General features: G+C 53.3%; 22 protein-coding genes. 14 read left to right on the plus strand and 8 right to left on the minus strand.

Annotation, left to right across the window (positions count from 1 at the left end):
- Positions 1–275: 275 nt before the first annotated feature.
- Positions 276–518, plus strand: coding sequence for a helix-turn-helix transcriptional regulator (locus KO116_RS25800; protein WP_235272561.1), 243 nt, complete (start codon positions 276–278; stop codon positions 516–518).
- 71 nt (positions 519–589) lie between these two features.
- Positions 590–889 carry a hypothetical protein gene (locus KO116_RS25805; RefSeq protein ID WP_235272373.1) on the plus strand — a complete coding sequence of 100 codons (300 nt, stop codon included), beginning with the start codon at positions 590–592 and terminating at the stop codon, positions 887–889.
- A 230-nt stretch (positions 890–1119) separates the two neighbouring features.
- Here the strand turns inward: KO116_RS25805 and KO116_RS11815 are convergent, their stop codons facing one another.
- The 8 genes from KO116_RS11815 to KO116_RS11850 form a co-directional block, all read right to left on the minus strand.
- A complete protein-coding gene (locus tag KO116_RS11815; RefSeq protein WP_008957328.1) occupies positions 1120–1494 on the minus strand; it encodes a histone-like nucleoid-structuring protein, MvaT/MvaU family in 375 nt (124 codons plus the stop codon).
- Positions 1495–1828: 334 nt separating this feature from the next.
- A complete protein-coding gene (rpsA, locus tag KO116_RS11820; protein ID WP_035558553.1) occupies positions 1829–3508 on the minus strand; it encodes a 30S ribosomal protein S1 in 1680 nt (559 codons plus the stop codon).
- Positions 3509–3691: 183 nt separating this feature from the next.
- Positions 3692–4390 (minus strand): (d)CMP kinase, encoded by a 699-nt coding sequence (gene cmk, locus KO116_RS11825; protein ID WP_035558555.1) that lies wholly within the window; start codon positions 4388–4390, stop codon positions 3692–3694.
- On the minus strand, positions 4383–6662 hold the full coding sequence (locus KO116_RS11830; RefSeq protein WP_035558558.1) for a bifunctional prephenate dehydrogenase/3-phosphoshikimate 1-carboxyvinyltransferase: 2280 nt from the start codon (positions 6660–6662) through the stop codon (positions 4383–4385). The genes cmk and KO116_RS11830 overlap by 8 nt, the downstream gene beginning before the upstream one ends.
- A 5-nt stretch (positions 6663–6667) precedes the next feature.
- A complete protein-coding gene (gene pheA, locus KO116_RS11835; RefSeq protein ID WP_035558560.1) occupies positions 6668–7759 on the minus strand; it encodes a prephenate dehydratase in 1092 nt (363 codons plus the stop codon).
- A gap of 5 nt (positions 7760–7764) precedes the next feature.
- Entirely contained in the window at positions 7765–8868 is a 1104-nt protein-coding gene (gene serC / locus KO116_RS11840; RefSeq protein ID WP_035558563.1) for a 3-phosphoserine/phosphohydroxythreonine transaminase, read from the minus strand.
- The gene (gyrA, locus tag KO116_RS11845; protein WP_035558566.1) at positions 8852–11608 is read right to left on the minus strand and encodes a DNA gyrase subunit A; all 2757 of its coding nucleotides are present in this window, start codon (positions 11606–11608) and stop codon (positions 8852–8854) included. The genes serC and gyrA overlap by 17 nt, the downstream gene beginning before the upstream one ends.
- Positions 11609–11761: 153 nt before the next feature.
- Complete coding sequence (locus tag KO116_RS11850; RefSeq protein ID WP_035558569.1) at positions 11762–12196, minus strand: acyl-CoA thioesterase; 435 nt, start codon at positions 12194–12196, stop codon at positions 11762–11764.
- Positions 12197–12372: 176 nt separating this feature from the next.
- Here KO116_RS11850 and KO116_RS11855 point away from each other — a divergent pair, with 176 nt between their 5' ends.
- The 12 genes from KO116_RS11855 to nth all read left to right on the plus strand — a co-directional run bounded on the left by KO116_RS11855 (position 12373) and on the right by nth (position 24845).
- Entirely contained in the window at positions 12373–13302 is a 930-nt protein-coding gene (locus tag KO116_RS11855; protein ID WP_035558571.1) for a recombination-associated protein RdgC, read from the plus strand.
- Between the two features lie 134 nt (positions 13303–13436).
- Positions 13437–14618, plus strand: a complete 1182-nt coding sequence (locus KO116_RS11860; RefSeq protein ID WP_035558574.1) for a 1-acyl-sn-glycerol-3-phosphate acyltransferase — start codon at positions 13437–13439, stop codon at positions 14616–14618.
- A gap of 127 nt (positions 14619–14745) precedes the next feature.
- Positions 14746–15027: a hypothetical protein gene (locus KO116_RS11865; RefSeq protein WP_035558576.1), complete on the plus strand. Its 282-nt coding sequence runs from the start codon at positions 14746–14748 to the stop codon at positions 15025–15027.
- A gap of 125 nt (positions 15028–15152) precedes the next feature.
- Positions 15153–17189, plus strand: a complete 2037-nt coding sequence (gene metG / locus KO116_RS11870) for a methionine--tRNA ligase (RefSeq protein ID WP_035558578.1) — start codon at positions 15153–15155, stop codon at positions 17187–17189.
- 103 nt (positions 17190–17292) lie between these two features.
- Positions 17293–18891, plus strand: coding sequence for a sensor domain-containing diguanylate cyclase (locus tag KO116_RS11875; RefSeq protein ID WP_035558579.1), 1599 nt, complete (start codon positions 17293–17295; stop codon positions 18889–18891).
- Entirely contained in the window at positions 18888–19469 is a 582-nt protein-coding gene (gene rsxA, locus KO116_RS11880; RefSeq protein WP_007114112.1) for an electron transport complex subunit RsxA, read from the plus strand. Before KO116_RS11875 ends, rsxA begins: the two co-directional genes overlap by 4 nt.
- 12 nt (positions 19470–19481) lie before the next feature.
- Positions 19482–20093: an electron transport complex subunit RsxB gene (gene rsxB, locus KO116_RS11885; RefSeq protein WP_035558581.1), complete on the plus strand. Its 612-nt coding sequence runs from the start codon at positions 19482–19484 to the stop codon at positions 20091–20093.
- A complete protein-coding gene (gene rsxC / locus KO116_RS11890) occupies positions 20077–21750 on the plus strand; it encodes an electron transport complex subunit RsxC (protein WP_035558583.1) in 1674 nt (557 codons plus the stop codon). The genes rsxB and rsxC overlap by 17 nt, the downstream gene beginning before the upstream one ends.
- Positions 21747–22787 carry an RnfABCDGE type electron transport complex subunit D gene (locus KO116_RS11895; RefSeq protein ID WP_035558586.1) on the plus strand — a complete coding sequence of 347 codons (1041 nt, stop codon included), beginning with the start codon at positions 21747–21749 and terminating at the stop codon, positions 22785–22787. Before rsxC ends, KO116_RS11895 begins: the two co-directional genes overlap by 4 nt.
- Positions 22784–23419: an electron transport complex subunit RsxG gene (gene rsxG, locus KO116_RS11900; protein ID WP_035558589.1), complete on the plus strand. Its 636-nt coding sequence runs from the start codon at positions 22784–22786 to the stop codon at positions 23417–23419. The genes KO116_RS11895 and rsxG overlap by 4 nt, the downstream gene beginning before the upstream one ends.
- Positions 23420–23430: 11 nt before the next feature.
- Positions 23431–24132: an electron transport complex subunit E gene (locus tag KO116_RS11905; protein ID WP_035558762.1), complete on the plus strand. Its 702-nt coding sequence runs from the start codon at positions 23431–23433 to the stop codon at positions 24130–24132.
- 74 nt (positions 24133–24206) lie between these two features.
- A complete protein-coding gene (gene nth / locus KO116_RS11910) occupies positions 24207–24845 on the plus strand; it encodes an endonuclease III (protein WP_035558592.1) in 639 nt (212 codons plus the stop codon).
- Positions 24846–24849: the final 4 nt, after the last annotated feature.

Genomic DNA, 24849 nt, shown 5'->3' on the forward strand with positions numbered 1-24849 from the left:
ATCAAATACGCCACAGTCAGCGATAACTCAAAAATTGATGCTTAGCATCAACATAGCGACAAGTAGCCTGAACAGAGATTCAACTCTTATCTAAACGCTGAACATTTGCTCTTCAGCTAGGTTACCAACACTAACGCACAGGGAGAGTGCACTACAGGCGAGATAAGCACGACCTGCACGATTCACGCATGAGAGGCCAGATAATGTTCAATGCGATGACATGAGCTAAGATCTGGCTGCAGGACACACTTGATAAGCCACTTGGTATTGAAGATCTGGTTAACCATACTGGTTATTCGTCTTCCCAAGTACGGCGCCAATTTCGCCAAAGCTTTCAAATTACGCCGAGCGCCTACCGCAAAAAAAGACGGTTAGAACGGGCGGCTGTATTGTTAGCCCTTACGCCTCTCAATATAGCGCAAATTGCGATATGTTGTGGGTATCATAATCATTCATCCTTTTCACGCGCATTTCAGCATCGCTATCAGCTCAGGCCGCGCAATTTTCGGAACCACTAAAAAGCGCGTTGTCATATTCAATGCCTAATTCAGGCCTCAAGACGAACATCCAAAAAGCCAGTGACCGCCAAATGATCCGAATTCGCCTCTATCAAGCTCCCGAGCGTATTAAAGGGCTAGGGGATGCAAGCTATCATAACGAGCAGCTAGCCTGCTTACCGGCGCGATTAAGCCTATCGACAACCACCATTTCACTGCCTGCTATACTATCGGCCAAAGTGGATGCACTTAATAATGAATATTATCATTCTTACCGCACAGACGTAGGTCTTTACCTTGAACAAATAGATAACGCTCAAGACATTGCCTTACCGGTGCCTTATCGGCGGGTCGATATTCCAACCCATTACTATTCAAGTACGCTTGGGTGATTTAGCTGATCTTTATGGTGCATTGGCGCAGACCATCACGCACGTGCTTTACAGTCAGGATAGCTTCCACGTAAGCGGCCAACCGCCTCAGGCCTTATGGAAAGCACATTATTTAGAGCTTCGGCTCCCGCTTATAGGCCAGCAGGAAGGATAACGTCTTTGAGGCACCGCTGAGCAGAGATCATAAAAAAACCGGCACTCCTGTAAAGAAATGCCGGTTATTAACTTGCTTAATCTTCCATGCGAACCAGCCAGGATTCGACGGCTTCATCACCGTACTCATCCTTCCAGCTACGCAGACCTTTATGATTGCCACCGCGCGTTTCGATGACTTCCCCAGTTTTAGGGTTTTTATAAATTTTAAGACGACGCTTACGGCGCGCATTGCCACTAGCCGTCGTTTTAACACTACGCTGGTCAGAAGCGGGATCTAATAAAGCAATGACGTCACTGGGACGCTTGCCGAACTCAGTCATAAGCGCTTCAAGCTTGGCCTTGAATTCCAACTCGCTTTTAAGGCGCTGATCGCCTTCTAAGCGCTGTAGGTCTTCTTGAAGCTGCTTCAGCTGCTGTTCTTTTTGGATATATTCGTTAAGTAATGACATCGAGGTTCCTTTAGTATCGTATCCAACTGAACGGGGTCCAACTGAAAGGGGTTCAACTGGTTTAGGTGCTAACTTGACAACCTTGGCACCTACTAGTTCAGAATGCTGGGACATTATTGCTGCAAAAAGACTAACTGACAACAGTCTAGTTGATTTTTACTCAATTACTAATCGTTTTTTAAAAACACAACTGCTATTTAAAGTGTTTTATAACCCTAATAGCGCATCATTGCTATGTGAATCTATGTATCATCTATTAGAAGCGTTCAACACTTACAAACAAAAGCGCCGCCCATAAGGGCGGCGCTTTTATCAACCAATAACTAATCGATAATTAGTCTTGGCCCATCTGCTGCTTGATCAGGTCGCCGATTGTAGTCGGGCCACCCGCAGTTTCCGGCTCTTGCTCACAAATCTTCTTCAGGTTCTGACGCGTATCGTCCTGGTCTTTCGCTTTAACCGACAGATTAATCTGGCGGCTCTTGCGATCAACACTCACAATACGCGCTTCAACGCTGTCGCCTTCATTCAGCACATTGCGCGCATCTTCTACGCGGTCAGCACTGATTTCAGAGGCTTTCAGCACAGCAATAACGTCAGTCGCCAATTCAACTTGAGCTTCTTTAGCATCAACTTCAATGACGCGACCCGTTACGATGCTGCCCTTATCGTTGACTGACAGGTACTCAGCAACGGGGTCAGAATCCATCTGCTTGATGCCCAGCGAGATGCGCTCACGCTCAGGATCAATAGACAGGATAACGGCTTCAGCTTCGTCGCCTTTCTTAAAGCTGCGTACGGCCTCTTCGCCAGTATCAGTCCAAGAAATATCAGACAGGTGAACCAGACCGTCAATACCGCCTTCCAGGCCGATAAAGATGCCGAAGTCAGTAATTGACTTGATGGTACCGGAAACACGATCGCCCTTGTTGTAGTCAGTATTGAAGGTTTCCCAAGGGTTAGCAGTGCACTGCTTAATACCCAGAGAAATACGACGACGCTCTTCGTCGATATCCAACACCATGACGTCAACATCATCGCCTACTTGAACGACTTTAGACGGATGGATGTTTTTGTTAGTCCAGTCCATTTCAGAGACGTGAACCAGACCTTCAACACCCTCTTCCAGCTCGGCAAAGCAACCGTAGTCAGTCAGGTTAGTGACGACTGCGTGCACTTTCATGCCTTCTGGGTAACGCTCTTTAATGTTGACCCACGGATCTTCGCCCAACTGCTTCAGACCCAGTGAAACGCGATTGCGCTCACGGTCAAACTTCAGAACCTTGACGTTGATCTCGTCGCCAACGGCAACGATTTCGGACGGATGCTTGATACGCTTCCACGCCATGTCTGTAATGTGCAGAAGGCCGTCAACACCACCCAGGTCTACGAAAGCGCCGTAGTCTGTCAGGTTCTTAACGATACCCTTGATCTGCTGGCCTTCTTGCAGAGTCGCCAGCAACGCTTCGCGCTCGGCACTGTTCTCTGCTTCCAGAACCGCACGACGTGATACCACAACGTTGTTGCGCTTCGGATCGAGCTTGATAACTTTGAAGTCCAGCTCTTTATTTTCCAGGTGCGCAGTGTCGCGAACCGGACGAACGTCAACCAACGAGCCAGGCAAGAAGGCACGGATAGAGTCAACTTCAACTGTGAAGCCGCCTTTAACCTTACCGTTAATAACGCCCTTGATGATTTCGTCTTTCTCGAAGGCTGCTTCCAGAATCTTCCAAGCTTCTGCACGCTTGGCTTTTTCACGAGACAGACGCGTTTCACCGAAGCCATCTTCAACGGCTTCCAGTGCAACGTGCACGTCGTCACCGATAGCGATGTTCAGGTTACCGTGTTCATCGCGGAATTGTGACGCCGGAATCTGACCTTCAGATTTTAGGCCAGCGTTGACAGTAACCCAGTCACCGTCAATGTCGACAACCTGAGCCGCGACAATTGCGCCTGGCTCCATGTTGATGTCGTTAAGAGACTGTTCAAACAGCTCAGCAAAGCTTTCGCTCATGGTGTTCCTACGTAATTACGTTGTTGAGGCATAAATGCCTTCTCCGCACCACCAGCAAGTGCGGGCCTAATGTCACTCAGCCTTTGGGGGTGTTAACGCTGGTTAGACCTGACCGGGCTCACCGATGTGAGTTTAGTGCCCTGCCACGTCGTGACACCTATCCAAAAGCGCCGCAAGGGAGAATCACACGCCGCTTACCAGCCCTCTTTGGGCGAGCAGTTCGGTCAGTCGATCAACCACTTCCGGTATGCTCAGACGCGTGGTATCAAGCGTAATGGCATCATCTGCCGGCTTGAGAGGGGCCACGCTGCGTTGCGTGTCGCGTGCATCGCGTGCCTGAATCTCCTTCAAAAGACTCGAAAGACTAGCATTCACCCCGGCTTCCTGCAACTGCAGATGACGTCGACGCGCCCGTTCATCGGCGCTTGCCGTCAAAAAAATCTTTAGCGGGGCATCGGGAAAGACCACTGTGCCCATATCACGCCCATCCGCGACCAACCCTGGCGTTTGGCAAAAATCGCGCTGCCGCTGCAGCAGTGCTTGGCGTACGGCAGGTAACGCCGCTACTTGTGAGGCACGCTCGCCAGCCTGTTCGGTACGAATCACCTGGCCAACGTCTTCTCCTTCTAGCAACGTACGCGGCTGGCCATCTTCAACCGGAAAGGCCACATCTAACTGCTCCGCTAAGCGGGCAAGCCCAGCCTCATCGTCAACCGCTACGTTATGCTTAACCGCCGCTTGAGCCGTCAGCCGATAAAGTGCACCACTATCCAGTAAATGCCAGCCCAGGCGTTCCGCCACTAAACCACTAATGGTGCCTTTACCCGCCCCACCTGGGCCATCAATGGTGAGAACGGGAACAGCTGAAGCGCGATCATTCATGCGCACCCTCCACGCTAACGCGCATGCCGATGCGCGTGGCTAATTCAACGAAATCTGGGAAAGAGGTCGCCACATTAGCGCAGTCTTCAATCTCAATTTCTGCACTCGCACGCAGTGATGAAATCGCGAACGCCATGGCAATACGGTGATCGCCCAGACTATCGATACGCCCGCCGCCGTAGCTCGCTTTTTGCGCATCGCCATTGCCGTCAATATCTATACCGTCGTCAAGCAGGGTGTGTTTAATACCCAAAATAGCCATGCCATCCGCCATCGCCTGGAGGCGATCAGACTCTTTGACGCGCAGTTCTTCGGCGCCTCTTAGACGGGTCACGCCATCGGCGTTGGCGGCAGCAATAAAGAGGGCAGGAAATTCATCAATCGCTAACGGCACTTGATCAACGGGAATATCGATGCCTTTCAGCGGTGCATAGCGGATACGAATATCGGCTACCGGCTCGCCGCCTACTTCGCGCTCGTTCTCAAGCGTTAAATCGGCCCCCATCAAATTCAGAATATTGATGACGCCTATCCGGGTAGGGTTAATTCCCACGTGCTCTAACGTGATATCAGCATCTGGCGTAATCGCCGCCGCAACCAAGAAGAAGGTTGCAGAAGAGATATCAGAAGGCACATCAATCGGGCCCGCTGTTAGCTTACCGCCACCCTGCAGCCAGCAGGTATCGCCTTCTCGGGAAACCGCATAACCAAAGCCATTGAGCATACGCTCGGTATGATCACGGGTCGGCGCAGGTTCGCGCACCCGCGTTTCGCCCTCCGCGTAAAGCCCCGCCAACAGCAGGCAGGATTTCACCTGGGCACTGGCCATGGGCATATCGTAATGAATGCCCTTGAGGTTAGCGCCGCCGTGAATTTTCAGCGGTGGGCGACCACCCTCAGCCGTATCAATAGTGGCTCCCATTAAGCGTAGCGGGTCAGCCACGCGCCCCATGGGGCGCTTGGTCAGCGACTCATCGCCGGTTAGCTCGCTATCAAACGCCTGACCCGCGAGCAGGCCGGAAAACAGCCGCATGGCGGTGCCCGAATTGCCTACATAGAGCGGCCCTGCGGGGGCTTTTAAACCGTGCATGCCAACGCCATGGATGGTGACTTTACCTTGATGTGGCCCTTCGATCGCCACACCCATTTCACGAAACGCCTGCAGGGTCGCCAGACTGTCTTCGCCTTCCAGAAAGCCTTTTACTTCAGTAACACCCTCTGCCAGCGCGCCCAGCATAATGGAGCGATGCGACATGGATTTATCGCCCGGTACGCGCAAGCGCCCCTGGGCTTGACCGCCCGGCTGCACACGGTAGGTGACCTTACCTTGTGGTTGCATATGATATTCCGCCTGATAACTGGTTTTATTCAATAAGGAGTCGAAATAGTGCCGGGCATGGCTGGCCCGATCAAAGGTGGCAATCAGCGCATCGCTGTCACCGGCTTCTACCGCCTGACGCAAGCGCGAAAGCCCCGCTTCAAAATCATCCAACGATGCTAAAACCGCCTGTTTATTGGCAATGAAAATATCCCGCCACATCACCGGGTCGCTACCCGCGATACGGGTAAAATCGCGAAAACCACCCGCTGCGTAACGGAAAATATCGAGGCGCTCATCCTGACGGGCCAACGTATCCACCAATGAGAATGCAAGCAGATGGGGCAAATGACTGGTACGCGCCAGCACTTGATCATGGCGCTCTACGCCCATTTCCAGCACATCGGCACCGCAGGCTTCCCACAAGCAACGCACTCGCATCAAAGCGTCGGCATCTACGTTGGGCTCGGGGGTAAGTATCACCTTATGATCCACATAAAGGCGTGGATTCGCCGCCGCCACACCACTTTTCTCTGAACCGGCAATAGGGTGTCCCAGCACCATATTGGTAGGCACTTGACCAAATACTCGTTGGGCGCAGGCGCGGATAGCGGCCTTGGTGCTACCAACATCGGTAATAACCACACTCGGTGACGCAGATGCCAGGACACCCGCCAAATGGGTCATTACACTTTCCATTGCCAGCACCGGCACCGCCAGCACCACCATGGTAGCGCCACTCACCTGCGCCGCAAGATGGGTACCGCCTGAGTCGATCAGCCCCATCTCTATACCGCGGGCGATTTCATTTTTATCAGGATCACAGGCAACAATCTGCCCCTTAAATCCTGAAGCGCGCAGGGCTGCCGCAAGCGAACCACCAATCAATCCCAGACCAACAATTAATAAGCGCGACTCATGACAAGATGATGTTGTTACGCTGCTTCCATCCATTAATGTCACAGTACCCCTATCGGATAGGAACCCAGCACACGCAAGTCCGCTGCTCGCAGCTGCACCTCTTCAAGCGCTGCCGCGACCTTGGGCTCATCACGATGGCCTTTAAAGTCGATAAAAAAGACATAGTTCCAAACGCCGGTGCGCGAAGGGCGCGTTTCGAGACGGGTTAAATCGATCTGATGACGATGAAACGGCTCAAGCAGAGCGTGGAGCGTCCCCGGCTGATTGCGCATGGCGACGACAATGGAGGTTTTGTCTTCGCCTGCCATGGGCACATCCTGGTTACCAATAATCAAAAACCGCGTCGAGTTATCGGGTCGATCTTCAATCTTTTCAGCAATGTGAGTAAGTCCGTATAGCTTCGCTGCCATATCCCCCGCAATGGCCGCGCTATGCCACTCGGTTTTGACTAACTTAGCCGCTTCCGCATTAGAGGAAACCGGCACGCGCTCCGCATGGGGATAGTGAGCATCGAGCCATTTCCGACATTGCCCGAAGGATTGCGGGTGGGAATAGATACGCGACACTTTATCGCGGCGGGTCGTTTCACTGACCAACAGATGATGATGAATACGCAGCACCACCTCGCCACAAATTTTGATGGAGGAGTCCATAAAGGTATCAAGAGTGTGATTGACTACCCCTTCGGTGGAGTTTTCCACCGGCACCACGCCGTAATGCACAGCGCCCGCCTCAACTTCACGAAACACTTCATCAATCGCCGCCATGGGCAAACTAACCGCACTTTCACCAAAGTGCTTGAGCGCTGCCTGCTGAGTGAAAGTGCCCTCAGGGCCCAAATAGGCCACTTTAACCGGCTGCTCTAATGCCAAACACGCCGACATGATTTCACGAAACAGCCGCGCCATCTCTTCTGAATCAAGTGGGCCTTTATTCAAGGCCATGATGCGCCGCAGCACCTGCACTTCTCGCTCAGGGCGGTAGAACACCGCATCTTTATCTTCGGCCAGCTTCACATGCGCCACTTGCTGGGCACAGCTGGCGCGCTCACTGATCAGATTCAGAATATCGCTATCTAGCTGATCGATTCGCTGGCGCAGCTCATCCAGATTGATCGACGTGTCGGACATGGTGTTTAGCCCCTTGTTTGTTCGAAATCGGCCATAAATGCGATCAGCGCATCTACCGCAGACTCAGGCACTGCGTTATATAGGCTAGCCCGCATACCGCCCACGCTGCGGTGGCCTTTTAAATTGAGCAGCCCCGCCGCATCGGCTTGTTGTAAAAACGCTTTATCCAGCGCCGCATCGGCCAAGACAAACGGTACGTTCATACGCGAGCGATTGTGCTTAGCAATCGGGTTGCTATAAAAGTCGCTGGCATCAATCGCCGCATAAAGCTTATCGGCTTTGCGCTGATTAATGACGTCCATCGCTGCTAGTCCACCAATGTCGTCTTTTAGCCACTGAAAGACTAAGCCCGCCAAATACCAAGCGTAGGTCGGCGGCGTATTCACCATCGAACCCGCTTCGGCCAGCATTTTGTAATCAAACAGCGAAGGAATGTTGGCTTGGGCTTTGCCTAACAAGTCGTCACGAACGACGGCCAACGTTAAACCAGCGGGGCCGATATTTTTCTGCGCGCCCGCGTAGATCACGCCGAAATCGCTAACATCGATCGGCCCAGACAGGATATTTGACGACATATCGCAGACCAACGGTACGCTAGCGCCATCGGCACGCTGCACATTGGGCGTATAGTCAAACTCCAAGCCACCAATCGTTTCGTTCGACGTGTAGTGTAAATAGGCCGCGTCATCGCTAACGCTAATGGTATCCAGCGCAGGCACCGCCATGTGGCCATTAGCTTCGCTACTTGCGGCTACATGACAAGCGAACCCAAGGCGCTTTGCTTCGCTAAGCGCTTTTTTGCCCCAGATACCGGTCTGAATGAAGTTGCCGCTACCGCCCTGTCCCAGCAGGTTCATCGGCAGCATGGCAAATTGCATACTGGCGCCGCCCTGCAAAAACAGCACCTTATAGTTATCTGGCACGCCTAGAAGCTCACGAAAATCAGCTTCTGCACGTTCAGCAATGGCAACAAACTCGTCGCTGCGGTGGCTCATTTCCATGACGGAAAGGCCACGTCCATGGTAGTCCAGTAACTCTTCCTGGGCGCGTTCCAGTACGGCTACTGGCAGGGCCGCTGGCCCTGCGCAGAAATTATAATGACGTGTCATCAGTCCCCGGTTCCTGTGCGTCATCGGATGATTCACTCGTCTGAACGTCTTCAGGTCGCTCTTCAAGGCTAGCTTCGGCACCCTCTTCGGCACCTTCCTCAAGACCAGTCAGATCGACTTCGGCGGGCTCATCAACACGAACGGTTTTGACTAATTTTTCTTCTTTACCCAAACGAATCAACATCACACCTTGAGTATTACGCGAGGTGGTTGAAACCTCTTCAACACGCGTACGCACCAGCGTGCCACGGTCAGTGATCAGCATCATTTCATCGCTGTCATAAACCTGCATCGCCGCCACTAGCGAACCGTTACGCTCGCTGGTTTGCATGGCGATAACACCCTGACCACCACGACCACGCAGCGGGAACTCTTCCAGGCGCGTGCGCTTACCATAACCGTTCTCACTGGCGGTCATAATGTAGATCTGACCATCGGCGGTTTCGGTCACGACGCTCTCTTGCGTACCATTCTGAGTTTCTTCTTCGGCATCCGCTTCGGCGTCGATTTGCTGGCTCTTGGGAATAATCAAGCTGATGACTTCCGCATCGCCGGCCAAGCGCATACCACGCACGCCGCGAGCAGTACGACCCATGGCGCGGGCTTTACCCTCTTCAAAGCGAATCGCCTTGCCGTTAGACGACAGCAGCATGGCATGATCATTACCGGTGGTAATGGCAGCGCCCACTAAGCGGTCGCCCTCTTCAAGGTCAATGGCGATAAGACCTACGCTACGCGGGCGCGAGAACTGTTCAAGACTGGTGCGCTTGACGGTACCTTTGGCCGTGGCAAAGAAGATGTAGTTATCAGGATTGTAGTCGCGCACCGGCAAGATCGCGTTAACCGCTTCGCCCTCTTCCAGCGGCAGCATATTGACCAGCGGCTTGCCACGCGAGCCGCGGCTGGCGTTGGGCATTTCATACACTTTCAGCCAGTACACTTTGCCGCGATTGGAGAACAGCAGCACGGTATCGTGAGTAGACGCCACCAGCAGGTGCTCGATCACATCTTCGTCTTTCATTGCGGTGGCAGACTTACCGCGACCACCACGACGCTGGGCTTGGTAATCCGACAGCGGCTGCGTCTTGGCGTAACCAGAGCGCGACACGGTCACGACCATGTCTTCTTCGGCGATCAAGTCTTCAATCGAAAGATCCAGATGGCTGGCCTGAATTTCAGTACGACGGTCATCACCAAACTGATCACGCACGGCGTGCAGCTCTTCCCGGATCACTTCCATCAACCGATCAGCTGATGCCAGGATCTCGGTTAGCTCGGCAATTTTCTCAAGAATATTCAAGTATTCGTCGAGCAGTTTCTCGGTCTCAAGGCCCGTCAAACGGTGCAGACGTAACTCAAGAATCGCCTGCGCCTGGGCGGGCGAAAGCCGATAAGAGGTGGCCGCGGTATTTAATCCAAAGCCCTCTTCCAGCTCCTCTGGCTTGCAAGAAGTAGCCCCGGCCCGTTCCAACATGGCGGTCACCTGACCAGGCTGCCAAGTTTGAGCGAGGAGCTTTTCACGCGCTTCTGCCGCGTTGGGTGAAGCTTTGATAAGCTCGATCACTTCGTCGATATTCGAGATAGCAACGGCCAAGCCTTCCAACAAATGACCACGCTCACGGGCTTTTTTCAGCTCATACAGCGTTCGCCGGGTAACCACTTCTCGCCGGTGGCGAATAAAGGCTTCCAGCATTTCTTTGAGGTTGAGCGTGCGTGGCTGACCATTTTCCAGCGCCACCATGTTAATCCCGAACACGTTTTGCAGCTGCGTTTGGGCAAACAGGTTATTGACCACTACTTCGCCGGACTCGCCGCGCTTGATTTCAATCACCACGCGCAGGCCATCTTTATCCGACTCATCGCGCAGCTCAGCGATGCCTTCGATCTTCTTCTCTTTCACCAGCTCGGCAATCTTTTCAATTAACCGCGCTTTGTTCACCTGATACGGCAGCTCACTAATAATAATGTGATCGCGACCGGTTTTATCATGATGTTCGATGGTGTGGCAGGCGCGCACATAAATACGCCCACGGCCGGTACGATAGGCCGACAAGATACCCGCGCGACCATTGATAATCGCCCCGGTGGGGAAATCAGGCCCGGGGATGTACTCCATCAGGTCATCCACGGTCAGCGTGTAGTCGTCGATTAAGGCTAAGCAGCCATCAATCACTTCACGCATATTGTGCGGTGGAATATTGGTTGCCATACCTACCGCAATGCCCGAGGAGCCATTGATCAGCAAATTGGGCGTTTTGGTAGGCAATACCGCAGGAATACGCTCGGTACCGTCGTAGTTATCGACCCAGTCGACGGTATCTTTTTCCAGGTCAGCGAGCAGTTCGTGGGCAAGGCGCGACATACGCACCTCGGTATAACGCATGGCGGCCGCGTTATCCCCATCAATTGAACCGAAGTTGCCCTGGCCGTCGACCAGCACATGACGCATCGAAAAGTGCTGCGCCATACGTACGATGGTGTCGTATACCGCGCTATCACCGTGCGGATGGTATTTACCGATGACATCGCCGACGACACGCGCCGACTTCTTGTACGGTTTATTCCAGTCATTACCCAGTTCATGCATGGCAAACAGCACACGCCGGTGAACCGGTTTAAGGCCATCCCGCACATCTGGAAGCGCGCGGCCGATAATGACGCTCATCGCATAGTCGAGATACGACTGTTTAAGCTCGTCTTCAATATTGACGGGCAAGATTTCTCTGGCGATGTCACCCATGAAAGTCAGATCCTTTGCACTGCATTGGCACTGCGAGAGTTGAAAGCGCTTAAAAACACCGCCCCTAAAAACTCAATGGAGCGGCGCGCAAATACTTCGCCATCATACCACTGCAAAAGCAGCAAGGGCAGCCAGGGAGCTCACCAAAGCCGTTTAGGGGGTAAATGCCTCTTTCTGCAAGATTAACGCCGTTAACGCTTCACGCACCTCGCCCTCAATGGCAGCGGCTTTATTAGCCCGCATATCCAGAAGGACGAAGGTCAAATCTGCCTGGGCAATGACGGTGCCGTCTTTGCGCACGATGCGGTGATGACAGAGGCCGCTGCGCTCACCGACGTCGACGATACCCGTCATGATTTCTAAATCATCGCCGTGACGCGCCGCGGCCAAATAATCAATATTCAAGTTAACCACCACAAACGCCCGACCAGCCTGATGGAGCTCCTTGATCATCGCTGGGTGTTGATCGAAGTAATCCCAACGACCCTCTTCCATAAACTCCAGGTAGCGAGCGTTATTCACATGCCCATAGCCATCCAAGTGATAGCCACGAACGCGTAATTGAACCCGTGACAGCGATGTACTCATAACCCCTCCTACTGTTCAGTTAAACAATGCAATTAATTGGCAAATAGTATTTAGTTGGCAAACCCTCAATCAAACACAAGTTTGAAACACGTGCAACAGAGACGATTGATGGCATCCACTGGTAGGAATGCCCCGCTTTCGCCATAATGTGCCACCTTTTGAACAGGATTGGCCTCATGTGGTTTAAGCACTTGCATTTATACCGCCTGCACGACGCGCCCGAGTTATCCAGCGATGCGCTCGCTAGCGCTTTACAAGAGCATGCCGCCAAACCACTCGGTAACGCTGATGCACGCCGCCTGGGCTGGACAGCCCCGGCTGGACGTATGGGCGGCGGGCAGTTAGTGCACGAAATTCAATCGCACCGCCTTCTTTCCGCCCTTCGCCAAGAGAGGCTACTGCCTGCCTCGGTAGTCAAAGAAGAAGTCGACGAGCTCGTCGCCGATATCGAAGCCAGCGAAAGCCGTAAAGTTACCCGCAAAGAGAAAACCGCGTTTAAAGAGCAGGTGACTGAAAATTTGCTGCCTCGTGCCTTTGTTCGCAGCCAGAAAATTGATCTTTGGTGGGACACCAAAGGCCAGATGATCGGCATCAATGCCAGCTCGCGCACACGGGCCGAGGATATCCTGGACTTGCTGCGCGAGACGCTAGGCAGTTTGAAAGTGACTCCGCTGAGTTCGCAAACGTTGCCCATTCGCGCCATGACCACTTGGCTGGGCGATGTGGCTAGCCGCCCTGCCGATCTGCAGCTGGGTGATCAAGTCGAGCTCAAAGCGAAAGGCGATGACGGTGTGCTTCGCGCGCGCCAAGTCGATTTAGACAGTGATGAAATTCAGCAGTTACTCGAAAGCGGCCGTCAGGCCAGCAAACTCGCTATGAGCTTAGAAGGCCGGTTAAGCTTCGTGCTGCACGATGATTTAGCGCTGAAATCGTTGCGCTTTGGCGATGCCCTGATCGAAGAGGCCGACCATGCTGACGACGGTGACGATGCGCTCGCCCGCCTGGAAACAGACTTTATTTTAATGGCGCAGGCACTATCTACCGATATTCCGCGCTTGATAGAGTGGCTCGGCGGCGAGACGCAGCGGGAACCCGCAGCTCAATAAATAGCTCTAAAATAAATAGTTCTAAAATAAATAGTTCTAAAATGTGTTCTAGCGACAGATTTATAAATCGTCGCTTTAACGCTCATAATCGACACCCTTCCTAATCACCAACGGTTTATCATCCAACGGTTCGCATGACTCATCACAATAACGCTACTAACACTGCTAACGAGACAGACCCATGGGCCGACATTCGGCCCTTTATGGATCATGAAGTAGCCGATGTTCTTGCTAGGCTCTCACGGGACAATGAGTTGCTGGATGCGCTGACTCGCTTTCGGCTTCCGCGCTTGGCGCGCTGGGCGCCATCGCTGGCGCGTGGCTTTGCCAGTCGCGCGGTCCGTCGTGAAGTGAAAGGAGTTACATCGGTCTACGAATTTCAAATGCGTATTGCGCATTATATGGAGCGCATGATTCGTACCACTACCGATGCATTTGAAGTCACTGGGCTTGATAAGCTTGACCCCAAGGGCGCTTACTTATTCATTGGCAATCACCGCGATATCTCGCTGGACCCTGCTTTCGTCAACTATGCGCTCTATCAAGCGAATCGTGACACCGTGCGCATCGCCATCGGTGACAACTTGCTCAAAAAGCCCTATGTCACTGACCTAATGCGACTCAATAAAAGCTTTATTGTGCCGCGTAGTGCACGGGGCAAACGGGCAATGCTGGCAGCGTATCAACAGCTTTCGGCCTATATTCGCCACACGATTACCGAAGACCAGCACTCCATCTGGATGGCACAACGTGAAGGCCGGGCAAAGAACGGTATCGACCATACCGAGCCTGCGATCATCAAAATGCTAATCATGGCGAGACGTGCTTCAGAGCGCGACATGGTCTTTGGTGAGGCCATCGCTGAGCTAAAACTGGTGCCGGTGTCGATTAGCTATGAATATGACCCCTGCGACGTGCAAAAAGCCCAGGAGCTGTACGATATTGACACCCAAGGCAGTTACGCCAAAAGTGAGTTTGAAGATATTCGCTCCATTGTGGCTGGCATTACCGGCTCTAAGGGACGCGTGCGGCTGCATTTTGGTACGCCAGTTGGTGCTGATATGGCAACACCCGATGAAGTGGCCGCGGAGATTGATCGTCAGGTGATTGGCGGGTACCGCCTCTTTCCCAGCCACTATTTAGCGCTTGAAGCATTGGGTGAAGCACCGGAATTAGTAGCGCGTAAAGCGATTACTAAACAAGACAGGGAGCGTTTCAATGCACGACTTGCCGATGTACCTGAGGCGTTAAGGCCATATTGGCTTGCTCAATACGCGAACCCCGTCAAGCACAAAGCCGGTCGATTGACGCTTTAAACCAGCGTTTTAATCTGCAGGTTTAATGCCGTGCAACTCATGCCCGTTGGCAGAAAAAATGCTATGGTCAACGCATTGATTGGCTTCGCTTGGCCCTGTCGTCGTTCGCGATCCTAAGGAGACTCCCATGTCCGGTTCAGAAATCCAGAAAACACGTGTCATCAATGAGCTGCGTGGCTTTATTCGCAAATTGCTTCAAGACCCCAAAATTCTTGAGCAATCCCTTGTGATCGCCAGGCAGCAACTGACCGAAGGCAACAGCCCCGCGGCCATGGCACGGATTGCTAACGAAATTTCCGATACTACCAGCGTGCATATTCCGGAAGATCCGGCTGAGCACTCTGAGGCTGATAAGCTTTTTTTAGAACTGCTGCGCGAAGTGGTTCAGGAAGAGCAGGCCTTGTATTAAATGTTGTATAAAGCATCGTATTAATCGTTGCTAAGGAAAGCCAGCGGCGAAGCCCACAGTGACTTCGCCGTGTTTTTAGTTACCGCCTGATCGGCACCCTTATTCACTCGGAATTAACCTTCACCATGTCTACTACCGCCACGCGCAATATTTTGGTGACTAGCGCGCTCCCTTACGCCAACGGAGCTATTCACCTCGGCCACCTGCTTGAATATATTCAGACGGATATCTGGGTTCGTTTCCAGAAAAGCCGTGGTCAACAGTGCTACTACGTATGTGCTGATGATGCCCATGGCACCGCCATTATGCTGCGCGCCGAGCAAGAAGGTATAACCCCCGAAGCGCTTATTGAGCGGGTTTCCAAGGATCATCAAACCGATTTTTCCCGTTTTGGTGTTGGGTTCGATAATTATCACTCGACTCATTCCACTGAAAATCGCCACTTCAGTGAAATGATTTATAAGCGCTTGCGCGATAAAGGCCATATTGCCACGCGTGATATTGAGCAGATGTTTGATCCCCAGAAAGGCTTGTTTTTAGCCGACCGCTTTATTAAAGGCACCTGCCCTAAATGCGGTTCAGAGGACCAGTACGGCGACAACTGTGAAAAGTGCGGTGCTACCTACACCCCCGCTGACTTGATTAATCCAGTCTCAGCAATTTCTGGCGCAACGCCCGAAGTACGCACCTCAACCCACTACTTCTTTAAGCTGCCCGACTTTGCCGACTTCCTACAGCGCTGGATTGACGACGGTCACGTTCAGCCGCAAATCCGTAATAAGTTGATGGAGTGGTTTGAGTCCGGCTTTAACGAGTGGGATATTTCCCGTGACGCGCCCTATTTCGGCTTTGAAATTCCTGATGCCCCCGGCAAGTACTTCTATGTATGGCTGGATGCGCCGATAGGCTATTTGGCCAGCTTCAAGAACTTGTGTGACCGCGAAGATATCGACTTCGACAGCTACTGGAAAAAAGGCTCTGACGCCGAGGTGTACCACTTTATTGGCAAAGATATCGTCTACTTCCATGCGCTCTTCTGGCCCGCCATGCTGCATGGCGCTGACTTGCGCACGCCGACAGCCGTCAACTGCCACGGCTTCCTGACGGTAGACGGTGCCAAGATGTCGAAATCCCGCGGGACGTTTATTAAAGCCGCCACCTACGCCGATCACCTCAACCCGGAATACTTGCGCTACTACTTTGCCGCAAAGCTTACCTCCAAAGTGGATGATTTGGATTTAAACCTGGAAGACTTTGCCGCACGGGTAAACTCAGATTTAGTCGGCAAAGTAGTTAACATTGCTAGCCGCTGCGCCGGTTTTGTTAAAAAAATTGGCGGTGGCACTCTCTCGGCTCACTGCGCAGAACCGCAAATGGTCGCCCGCTTTATTGCCGCCGGTGATGATATTGCCGACGACTTTGAAGCCCGCGAATTTAGCCGGGCAATGCGTAAAATTATGGAGTTGGCAGACGAGGCCAACACCTATATTGCAGATAAAGAGCCCTGGGCACTGGCCAAGCAAGATGGCCGCGACGCTGAAGTACTTGAGATATGTTCGGTCGGTATTAACCTGTTCCGGCAGTTGATGGTGTATCTAGCCCCGGTAGTGCCCGCGATGGCTGAGCAAGCCCGCGAATTTCTTAATGTCGAGTCGTTGGATTGGCACACGCGCCAAGCTGTCCTGACCGATCACTCGATCAACAAATTCAAACCGCTGATGACCCGCGTCGAGCGCGATAAGATTGATGCCATGATTGAAGCGTCGAAGGAAGATCTTGTGGAAGAGCAAAAACTGAAAGAAACGCCCAAAGGCCCGCTGGCGGATGACCCCATCGCCGCTGAAATCGACTTTGCGGCGTTTGCCAAGGTTGACCTGCGCATTGCGCGTATCACCAAAGCCCAATACGTGGAAGGCGCTGATAAGCTGCTGCAACTGACCCTCGACCTGGGGGGCGAAACGCGCAATGTGTTCTCAGGCATTCGCTCTGCTTACGCGCCTGAAGCACTGGAAGGTCGCTTGACGGTTATGGTTGCCAACTTGGCTCCGCGTAAAATGCGCTTTGGAATGTCTGAAGGTATGGTACTAGCCTCAGCCAATGAAGAAGGTATTTATCTGCTTTCCCCGGACACCGGTGCCGAACCGGGCCAGCGGGTAACGTAGTAGACACACAGTGTTTTAGAGGGGCAAGGGCTAACCCCCTTGCCCCTTTTGTTTTTATTTTGTTCATGTCTTACTTTATCACCGCTTAGTTCAGGCTCTCCTTATGGTTCAGCGCTTCTCACGCTCTTTACGTTTTCGTTTTCTAGCAGCCTTGGGAGGCGTTTTTCTCCTTGCCCTAATTTCCTTAGCTGCACTGAGTAAATGGGTAATATTCCCAGCACTTCACAAGGAGGAGCGTGCGGTAGTAATAAAGGAGCTAGCGCAAATTGAACGCAGCCTCAATATCAGCCAACAGGAGCTACTAGCGCAAGCGCGAGACTGGTCGATCTGGGACGATACCTATGAATTTATTCAGGGTAACTACCCTGGCTATACGGATACCAATTTTAGCCAACAGATGTTTGAAGAAATGCGCTACCAGCTAATGGCCTTTTTCAACGCGGAGGGCGATGTACATTTTCTAGCAGGTCTCAATCCTGCTACCGGCCAATACCACACTTGCTATACCGCAGAACGTGAGTGCCGCTGGATGTCGGGGCTAATTCGCACGATGCAGTCTTCTATTAAAGAAGATCCAGAACAGGGGAAAAGCAGGCTGTATGCGGGTACAACGCCGCTAATGGTAGCATCCAATCCCATTGTGAGAACTGATGAGAGCGGCCCGCCCCAAGGATGGCTATTCAAAGTGAGGCCAATGGACGATGCCTGGTTGACGATCATAGAAGACTATACAGGGCTACCAACGACGCTTTCGATGGTGGAAGGCGGTATCAATAATGACACAGCCGTCACTATCTCAGGCAATACGATCCAGGCGCAGCGCTATTTAACTACCTACCCGCATAACGAGCAGTTAGCATTGGGAACCCAGCTTAATCGCACCAGTTATTTGGCCAGTCTAGAAACGTTTCGCTACGTACTTTTATGGACAGCCTGCTTGATGCTATTAGTGATTGGCCTTGTTCTGCTGCTACTGGAGCGTATTATTCTGAAGCCACTCAGAACTCTGACCCAGTTTACTCAGCAAGCCAGCGTGGATCTAAAGGGATCAAGCAATCTATTAGGACGCGGAGATGAAATTGGCGTCCTAGCACGCGCCTTTCAAGAGCAGTTCAAGCATCAACAGCAGCTCAATGCAGAGCTTATCGAGCTATCTACCCATGACCCATTGACCGGTCTGCCCAATCGCCGATTATTCGATCAGCGCCTGCGAGAGGTCGTTAATATATCCTTGAACACAGGTCAGCCCTTGTCGGTAATGATGATAGACATTGATCATTTCAAACTGTTTAACGACCATTACGGACACCCCGAAGGCGATATATGTTTGCAACGAGTAGCGCAGACGATGCATGACGTTGCCACTGCCCATGGTTTTTTTATCGCGCGCACAGGTGGGGAGGAATTCAGTGCTATGTTGCCTGCGAACACCGCCACCCAAGCAATGGCAAAAAGCCAATCGCTTAGTGATGCTATTGACCAATTAAAGCATCCTCACCAGATGTCGCCAGTGGCCTCGTATGTCACCGTCAGCATTGGTATTAGCCAGTTGGATATAGGAGGTGTGATGACGCCCAGCGGATTAATGACGGCCGCTGACCAGGCGCTTTACGCAGCCAAAGCTGCAGGGCGCCACTGCGCCAAGGTTTATACGCCTTCGCTCGCCAACGCCACAATTTCTTCGCACAGTGCGCCATCATGAGTGAGCTATTTATCATTTTGATCAGCACTGCGCTGGTCAATAACTTCGTACTGGTTCAATTTTTGGGTCTATGCCCATTTATGGGCGTCTCCAATAAATTGGAGTCGGCCATGGGCATGTCCCTGGCCACCACTTTTGTACTGACCCTGGCGTCAGCAGCTAGCTTCGTGGTCTATCATGGGCTGCTGGTGCCGCTGGATGTCACCTACCTGCGCACCATCAGCTTTATTGTGGTGATCGCCGCGGTGGTTCAATTTACAGAAATTATGGTTCGTCAATTAAGCCCACTACTGCATCAAGTACTGGGAATATTCTTACCGCTTATTACCACCAACTGCGCGGTATTGGGCGTAGCGCTGCTATCGCTGAACCGCGAACTGAGCTTTTTTCATACCACCCTCTATGGATTGGGCGCGGCGCTGGGGTTTTCGCTTATTTTGGTACTATTTGCCGCCATGCGTGAGCGTTTGGCAGGCGCGGATATTCCTAAACCATTTCAAGGTGCGGCGATTGCCATGGTGACCGCTAGCCTTATGTCGCTAGCGTTTCTCGGCTTTTCCGGATTAGTACAAGGGTGAAGGTAGCGCATAATGAGTGACACATTCGATGCTATCAGCATGCTTAGCGCCGTTGCGGTATTAACCGGCTTAGGCCTGGGTTTTGGTGCCCTGCTAGGCCTGGTGAGCGAACGCTTCAAGCGGGAAGATAACCCGCTGGTGGAACAAATTGATGCACTGCTGCCACAAACTCAGTGCGGTCAGTGCGGCTACCCAGGCTGCCGCCCTTATGCCGAGGCGATTAATCAAGGCGATGCACTGAATAAATGCCCGCCAGGTGGCGAAGCGACGATCCACGCCCTCGCTGATCTATTAGGCCGGGAGCCTGAGCCCCTGGACGGTGAAGCTCAAAGCGAGGCAAAAGTGGCGTTTATTCGTGAAGCGGAGTGCATCGGCTGTACCAAGTGCATTCAAGCCTGCCCAGTCGATGCGATTATTGGTGCGGCTAAGTTAATGCATACGGTGATTGAAGATGAGTGTACCGGCTGTGATCTGTGCCTTGACCCCTGCCCCGTGGATTGTATCGATATGCTGCCGCGCACGGCACCGCTCCACCAGTGGCAACCGGTTATAGCGCACTCCCCAGGTTTAATTACCAGTGACCGCCAGCCTGCCGTTGGGAGTGTTCATGTCGAACGCCTTTGATTTCCCCGGTGGGATTCACCCGCCCGAGCGCAAACAGCGATCGAATCAGGCCACGCTGATCGACGCGCCATTACCTGGCCGAGTGACGCTGCCGCTGCAACAGCACAGCGGCCAGCCCGCCACGCCCTGTGCCGCACCGGGCGATACAGTCAAAGTAGGTAGCGTCATTGCCCAACGCGAAGGCATGATTTCCAGCCATCTGCACGCCAGTATTAGCGGCACGGTGCGCGAGGTGAGCACTACCCAAATCATCATTGATAGCGATGGACAGGATGAGTGGAACCGGCTACCCAGTATCGACTGGCAACGCGCCGCCCCCAATGCGCTGTTTGAACGCTTAAACGAGAGTGGGATTGTTGGATTAGGCGGTGCTGGGTTCCCCACGCATATTAAAGCGAGAGTGGTTGAACGGCATACGATCCACACCTTGGTGATTAACGCTGCGGAGTGCGAACCCTATATCACCGCCGACGACCTCACCCTGCGACATTACGCGAGCGACGTACTCGAAGGCGCACAGATAATCGCCAAACTGTGTGGCGCGCAACATATCGTTATTGGCATTGAAGATAACAAACCCGAGGCCATTGAAGCGCTGCGTCAGGCGATACAGAAGAGCCAGCCGATTACCGTTGAGCTCAAAGTGATTTCCACCCGCTACCCCAGCGGCGGCGAGCGCCAACTGATTAAGCGACTGCTAGACCTTAATGTTCCCAGCGGCGGCTTGCCCGCCGATGTGGGCGTGCTGTGCCATAATCCCGGCACCTTGCTGGCAATACTACATGCCGTGCGTGATGGTCAGCCGCTGGTGTCCAGGGTTGTCACGCTAACAGGCGAAGCGATTAGTCAGCCCGGTAATCGCTGGGTAAGGTTGGGCACCTCTATCCAAGCACTGCTGGAACAAGTCGGACTAGATCACACAGCATTACACCAAGTGATTCAGGGCGGCCCCATGATGGGAGCGCCGCTGCTAACACTCGATACGCCGGTTACCAAACTTACCAACTGTTTAATCGCGGCGACTATTGTCGAACTACCACCCGCCCCTGTGGAATCGCCCTGCATACGCTGTGGTGAGTGTGAAAGCGTTTGCCCGGTGTTGCTGCTACCCCAACAGTTGCACTGGTACGCCCGCGCCAACGACGATGCCAAGATGGAGCGCTATCATTTGTTCGACTGCATAGAGTGCGGCGCTTGCAGCTACGTCTGCCCCAGCCATATTCCGCTAGTCGTGGATTACCGCGAGGCTAAAAGCCGGATACGCCTGCAGCGGATTGAGACAGCAAAAGCGGAGTACGCCAAGCACCGTTTTGAGTTTCGCCAAGCGCGGCTCGCTCGGGAAGAGGCAGAAAAACAGGCACGCAAAGAAGCGCGCAAATCGCAACAACGTCGCACGCCGACCAGCGCAGTTGCCAGCAGTGAAAAGGTCGATTTACGGGGCCTAAGAATTGCCCATGCCGCTGCCAAGGCATCGGTTAAAAAAGCTGAAAAGACCCTGGCACGCGTCGCCCAGGAAGACCCCAAACAGCCGCTAGATGATTTGGAGATGCAGCTTGCCACTGCCCAAGAGAACCTGAAAGCAGCCGAATCCCAACTTGCCCAGGCGAAGGAACAGCAAGCAGCCTCTGCCCCCTCCCCAAGCGAGGAGTCTTCATGAGCATGATGCACGCGTCAGGCGTTAACGACGCCCCCGTGACGACTTTCGTGCCGCCCACAGCAAGCTTAATGCGCTGGGTGATCGTGGCGACGCTGCCGGGTATCGCCACCATGAGTTACTTTTTTGGTCTGGGCGTACTCAGCAATATATTAATAGCCGCTGTATTGGGTGTAGCGCTTGAAGCCGCGGTTCTGCGGCTCCGCAAGCGGCCCATTCGCGTTACATTGAATGACGCCAGCGCTCTACTCACTGCTATTTTGCTCGGCGTTTCGCTGCCCCCCGCTAGCCCCTGGTGGTTGATCGGCGTTGGGATGATCGCCGCCATCGTGGTGGGCAAGCAGCTATACGGTGGTTTAGGCCACAATCCTTTTAACCCGGCCATGATCGGTTATGCGCTGCTATTGGTGTCGTTTCCTACCTACATGACGCTGTGGGCGCCACCCCAAGAACTACTCCCGGAGGGCTTGTGGGCACAAATCACTGGAACGCTACCTACGGCTCAGCTAGATGGCCTAAGTGGTGCCACACCGCTCGATGCCTTTAAACACAAAGGCGAGGCAGTGCTTGCCAGCGAATTCTGGGCAACTAACCCACTGCCCGATGGGACGCTTGATGCCTGGCGCTGGGTAGCCCTTGCTTGGTTAGCGGGTGGCATCCTTTTACTCGTAAAGCGAATTATTAGCTGGCACATCCCGGTCGCGATGCTTGGCAGCGTATTACTACTTGCCACACTGTTTTATCTCAGCGATCCCAGCCACTTTGCCTCACCGCTTTTTCACCTGCTTACCGGGGCGACGCTGTTTGGGGCGTTTTTTATCGCCACCGACCCGGTCTCCGCCGCCACCAGCCGTCGCGGCAAACTACTTTATGGAGCCGGTATCGGCGCCTTGATTATCATTATTCGCACCTTTGGCGGTTACCCGGATGCAGTGGCGTTTGCGGTGTTGCTGATGAATCTATGCGTACCGCTGTTAGACCTGTACAGCGTGCCACGCCCGACGGGGCATCTAAAAAGCTCCCGGGGTGAGCAGCCATGACGCTCTTCCAAGCCATGCAGCGCGGTGCTCTCGCATTGGGCACCTTTGCTCTGGTTACTGCGGGTAGCGTTGCACTCACGCGTGCACTTACCGCCGAGCGAATAGCGACCCATCAGTTGGCTTACCAGCACCGTCAGCTACACGAAGTACTCCCCCAAACGCTGGGAAATATACCCGTCACCCAGGTGATAGAAGCCACCTTTACACTGCCTAATCCCGAAGCATTGGGGTTAAAAAGCGACAGCCAAGGCTGGTGGGTAAGCGACAGCGAGAACAGTGCCGTCATTTTGCCGGTGCTCACCAGGCAAGGCTATAACGGTGAAATTCGCCTACTGATCGGCATTGACGAACAGCAGCGCATTAGCGGTGTGCGCGTCACTCAACACCAGGAAACCCCTGGGCTAGGCGACGATATTGAGCGGAGCCGCAGCGACTGGATTACGCGATTTAATGGCTTAGGGTTAGCGAGCTTGCCACCGGAAGACTGGGCGGTAGCTAAAGACGGCGGTCACTTTGATGCTTTTACTGGTGCAACGATAACGCCTCGCGCCGTGGTGAATGCCGTACATGAAGCGCTGCAATATGCCGCTGACACTCCGTTACCCATTACTTTCAAGGAGCCCGGCGCATGAGCCTCCATCCAATAAGCCAATGGCGCCAACTGGCCCGAGATGGGCTGTGGTCGAACAACCCTGCTCTGGTTCAACTGCTGGGGCTCTGCCCGCTGTTAGCCGTTAGCGGCAGCGTAGTGAATGCGCTGGGCTTGGCGCTTGCCACGCTGTTGGTCATGGTGAGCGCCAGCACAGCGATTTCAATGATTCGACACCAGGTACCCAGTGCAGTGCGCCTGCCCGCGTTCGTGATGGTGATTGCTGCTTTTGTGACCTGCGCTGAGCTACTGATGGCCGCCTACGCCTACCCGCTCTATCAAGTGCTGGGGATTTTTATTCCGCTGATTGTCACCAACTGCGCCATTTTAGGCCGCGCGGATGCCTTTGCCTCGCGCCAACCTGTCATTCCAGCGGCCATTGATGGCTTTATGATGGGGCTAGGGTTTGGCGCCGTACTGGTACTGCTGGGCGCGCTACGCGAGCTACTCGGCCAAGGCACACTATTCAGCGATATGGCGCTGCTGTTTGGGCCTCAAGCCGCCAATTGGCAGCTGACGATAGCCGACGACTACCAGTTCCTGTTTTTTGTGCTGCCGCCTGGGGCTTTTTTTGTGGCAGGCATGTTAATCGCGCTGAAAAACGTCATTGATCAACGCAGCGCTGCACGCGCCAAGCCAGTCTCCACAACGCCTCGGCCTGAGCGTCGCGTGCGGGTCACCGGCACGATTAAATAGCTGGAAAGATACTCAAACATCGACGTGTAAACAGTTGCTCATATTCATCATTCGCATTTATCAAGAGACCCGCCATGAATGCCCAAAAGCGTCATGAAATTTTTGCTCGCCTTCAGGCAGAGAACCCGCACCCCACCACTGAGCTGAACTGGAGCACCCCCTTTGAACTGCTTGCGGCAGTACTGCTCTCTGCCCAAGCCACCGATGTGGGCGTCAATAAAGCCACCGCACGGCTCTACCCGGTAGCGAATACGCCCCAAGCGATCATTGATTTGGGTATCGACGAACTTAAAGCACATATCAAAACCATCGGCCTATATAACACCAAAGCCGAAAATCTGATGAAAACCTGCCATATGCTGGTCAACCTGCACGGTGGCGAAGTACCCAACACCCGCCAAGCGTTAGAAGCCCTGCCGGGGGTCGGCCGTAAAACCGCCAATGTGATTCTCAACACGGCGTTCGGTCAGCCCACCATGGCGGTGGATACGCATATTTTCCGGGTATCCAATCGCACCGGCATCGCTAAAGGCAAAGATGTCGTTGAAGTGGAGCAGAAACTGCTACGCCATGTACCCAAGGCTTTTCTTCAAGATGCTCACCACTGGCTGATTCTGCACGGCCGCTACACCTGCATTGCCCGCAAACCCCGCTGCGGTAGCTGCATTATTGAGGATTTGTGCGACTATAAAGACAAAACTGAAATCGCCTAGACGG

The sequence above is a fragment of the Halomonas sp. KO116 genome (genome assembly GCF_000734975.2).
GTDB lineage: Bacteria > Pseudomonadota > Gammaproteobacteria > Pseudomonadales > Halomonadaceae > Vreelandella > Vreelandella glaciei.

Coding starts and splice junctions, on each gene's coding strand:
- KO116_RS25805 (WP_235272373.1), top strand. CDS start 590: ATGATCCGAATTCGCCTCTATCAAGCTCCCGAGCGTATTAAAGGGCTA.
- KO116_RS11815 (WP_008957328.1), bottom strand. CDS start 1,494: ATGTCATTACTTAACGAATATATCCAAAAAGAACAGCAGCTGAAGCAG.
- rpsA (WP_035558553.1), bottom strand. CDS start 3,508: ATGAGCGAAAGCTTTGCTGAGCTGTTTGAACAGTCTCTTAACGACATC.
- cmk (WP_035558555.1), bottom strand. CDS start 4,390: ATGAATGATCGCGCTTCAGCTGTTCCCGTTCTCACCATTGATGGCCCA.
- KO116_RS11830 (WP_035558558.1), bottom strand. CDS start 6,662: ATGGATGGAAGCAGCGTAACAACATCATCTTGTCATGAGTCGCGCTTA.
- pheA (WP_035558560.1), bottom strand. CDS start 7,759: ATGTCCGACACGTCGATCAATCTGGATGAGCTGCGCCAGCGAATCGAT.
- serC (WP_035558563.1), bottom strand. CDS start 8,868: ATGACACGTCATTATAATTTCTGCGCAGGGCCAGCGGCCCTGCCAGTA.
- gyrA (WP_035558566.1), bottom strand. CDS start 11,608: ATGGGTGACATCGCCAGAGAAATCTTGCCCGTCAATATTGAAGACGAG.
- KO116_RS11850 (WP_035558569.1), bottom strand. CDS start 12,196: ATGAGTACATCGCTGTCACGGGTTCAATTACGCGTTCGTGGCTATCAC.
- KO116_RS11855 (WP_035558571.1), top strand. CDS start 12,373: ATGTGGTTTAAGCACTTGCATTTATACCGCCTGCACGACGCGCCCGAG.
- KO116_RS11860 (WP_035558574.1), top strand. CDS start 13,437: ATGACTCATCACAATAACGCTACTAACACTGCTAACGAGACAGACCCA.
- KO116_RS11865 (WP_035558576.1), top strand. CDS start 14,746: ATGTCCGGTTCAGAAATCCAGAAAACACGTGTCATCAATGAGCTGCGT.
- metG (WP_035558578.1), top strand. CDS start 15,153: ATGTCTACTACCGCCACGCGCAATATTTTGGTGACTAGCGCGCTCCCT.
- KO116_RS11875 (WP_035558579.1), top strand. CDS start 17,293: ATGGTTCAGCGCTTCTCACGCTCTTTACGTTTTCGTTTTCTAGCAGCC.
- rsxA (WP_007114112.1), top strand. CDS start 18,888: ATGAGTGAGCTATTTATCATTTTGATCAGCACTGCGCTGGTCAATAAC.
- rsxB (WP_035558581.1), top strand. CDS start 19,482: ATGAGTGACACATTCGATGCTATCAGCATGCTTAGCGCCGTTGCGGTA.
- rsxC (WP_035558583.1), top strand. CDS start 20,077: ATGTCGAACGCCTTTGATTTCCCCGGTGGGATTCACCCGCCCGAGCGC.
- KO116_RS11895 (WP_035558586.1), top strand. CDS start 21,747: ATGAGCATGATGCACGCGTCAGGCGTTAACGACGCCCCCGTGACGACT.
- rsxG (WP_035558589.1), top strand. CDS start 22,784: ATGACGCTCTTCCAAGCCATGCAGCGCGGTGCTCTCGCATTGGGCACC.
- nth (WP_035558592.1), top strand. CDS start 24,207: ATGAATGCCCAAAAGCGTCATGAAATTTTTGCTCGCCTTCAGGCAGAG.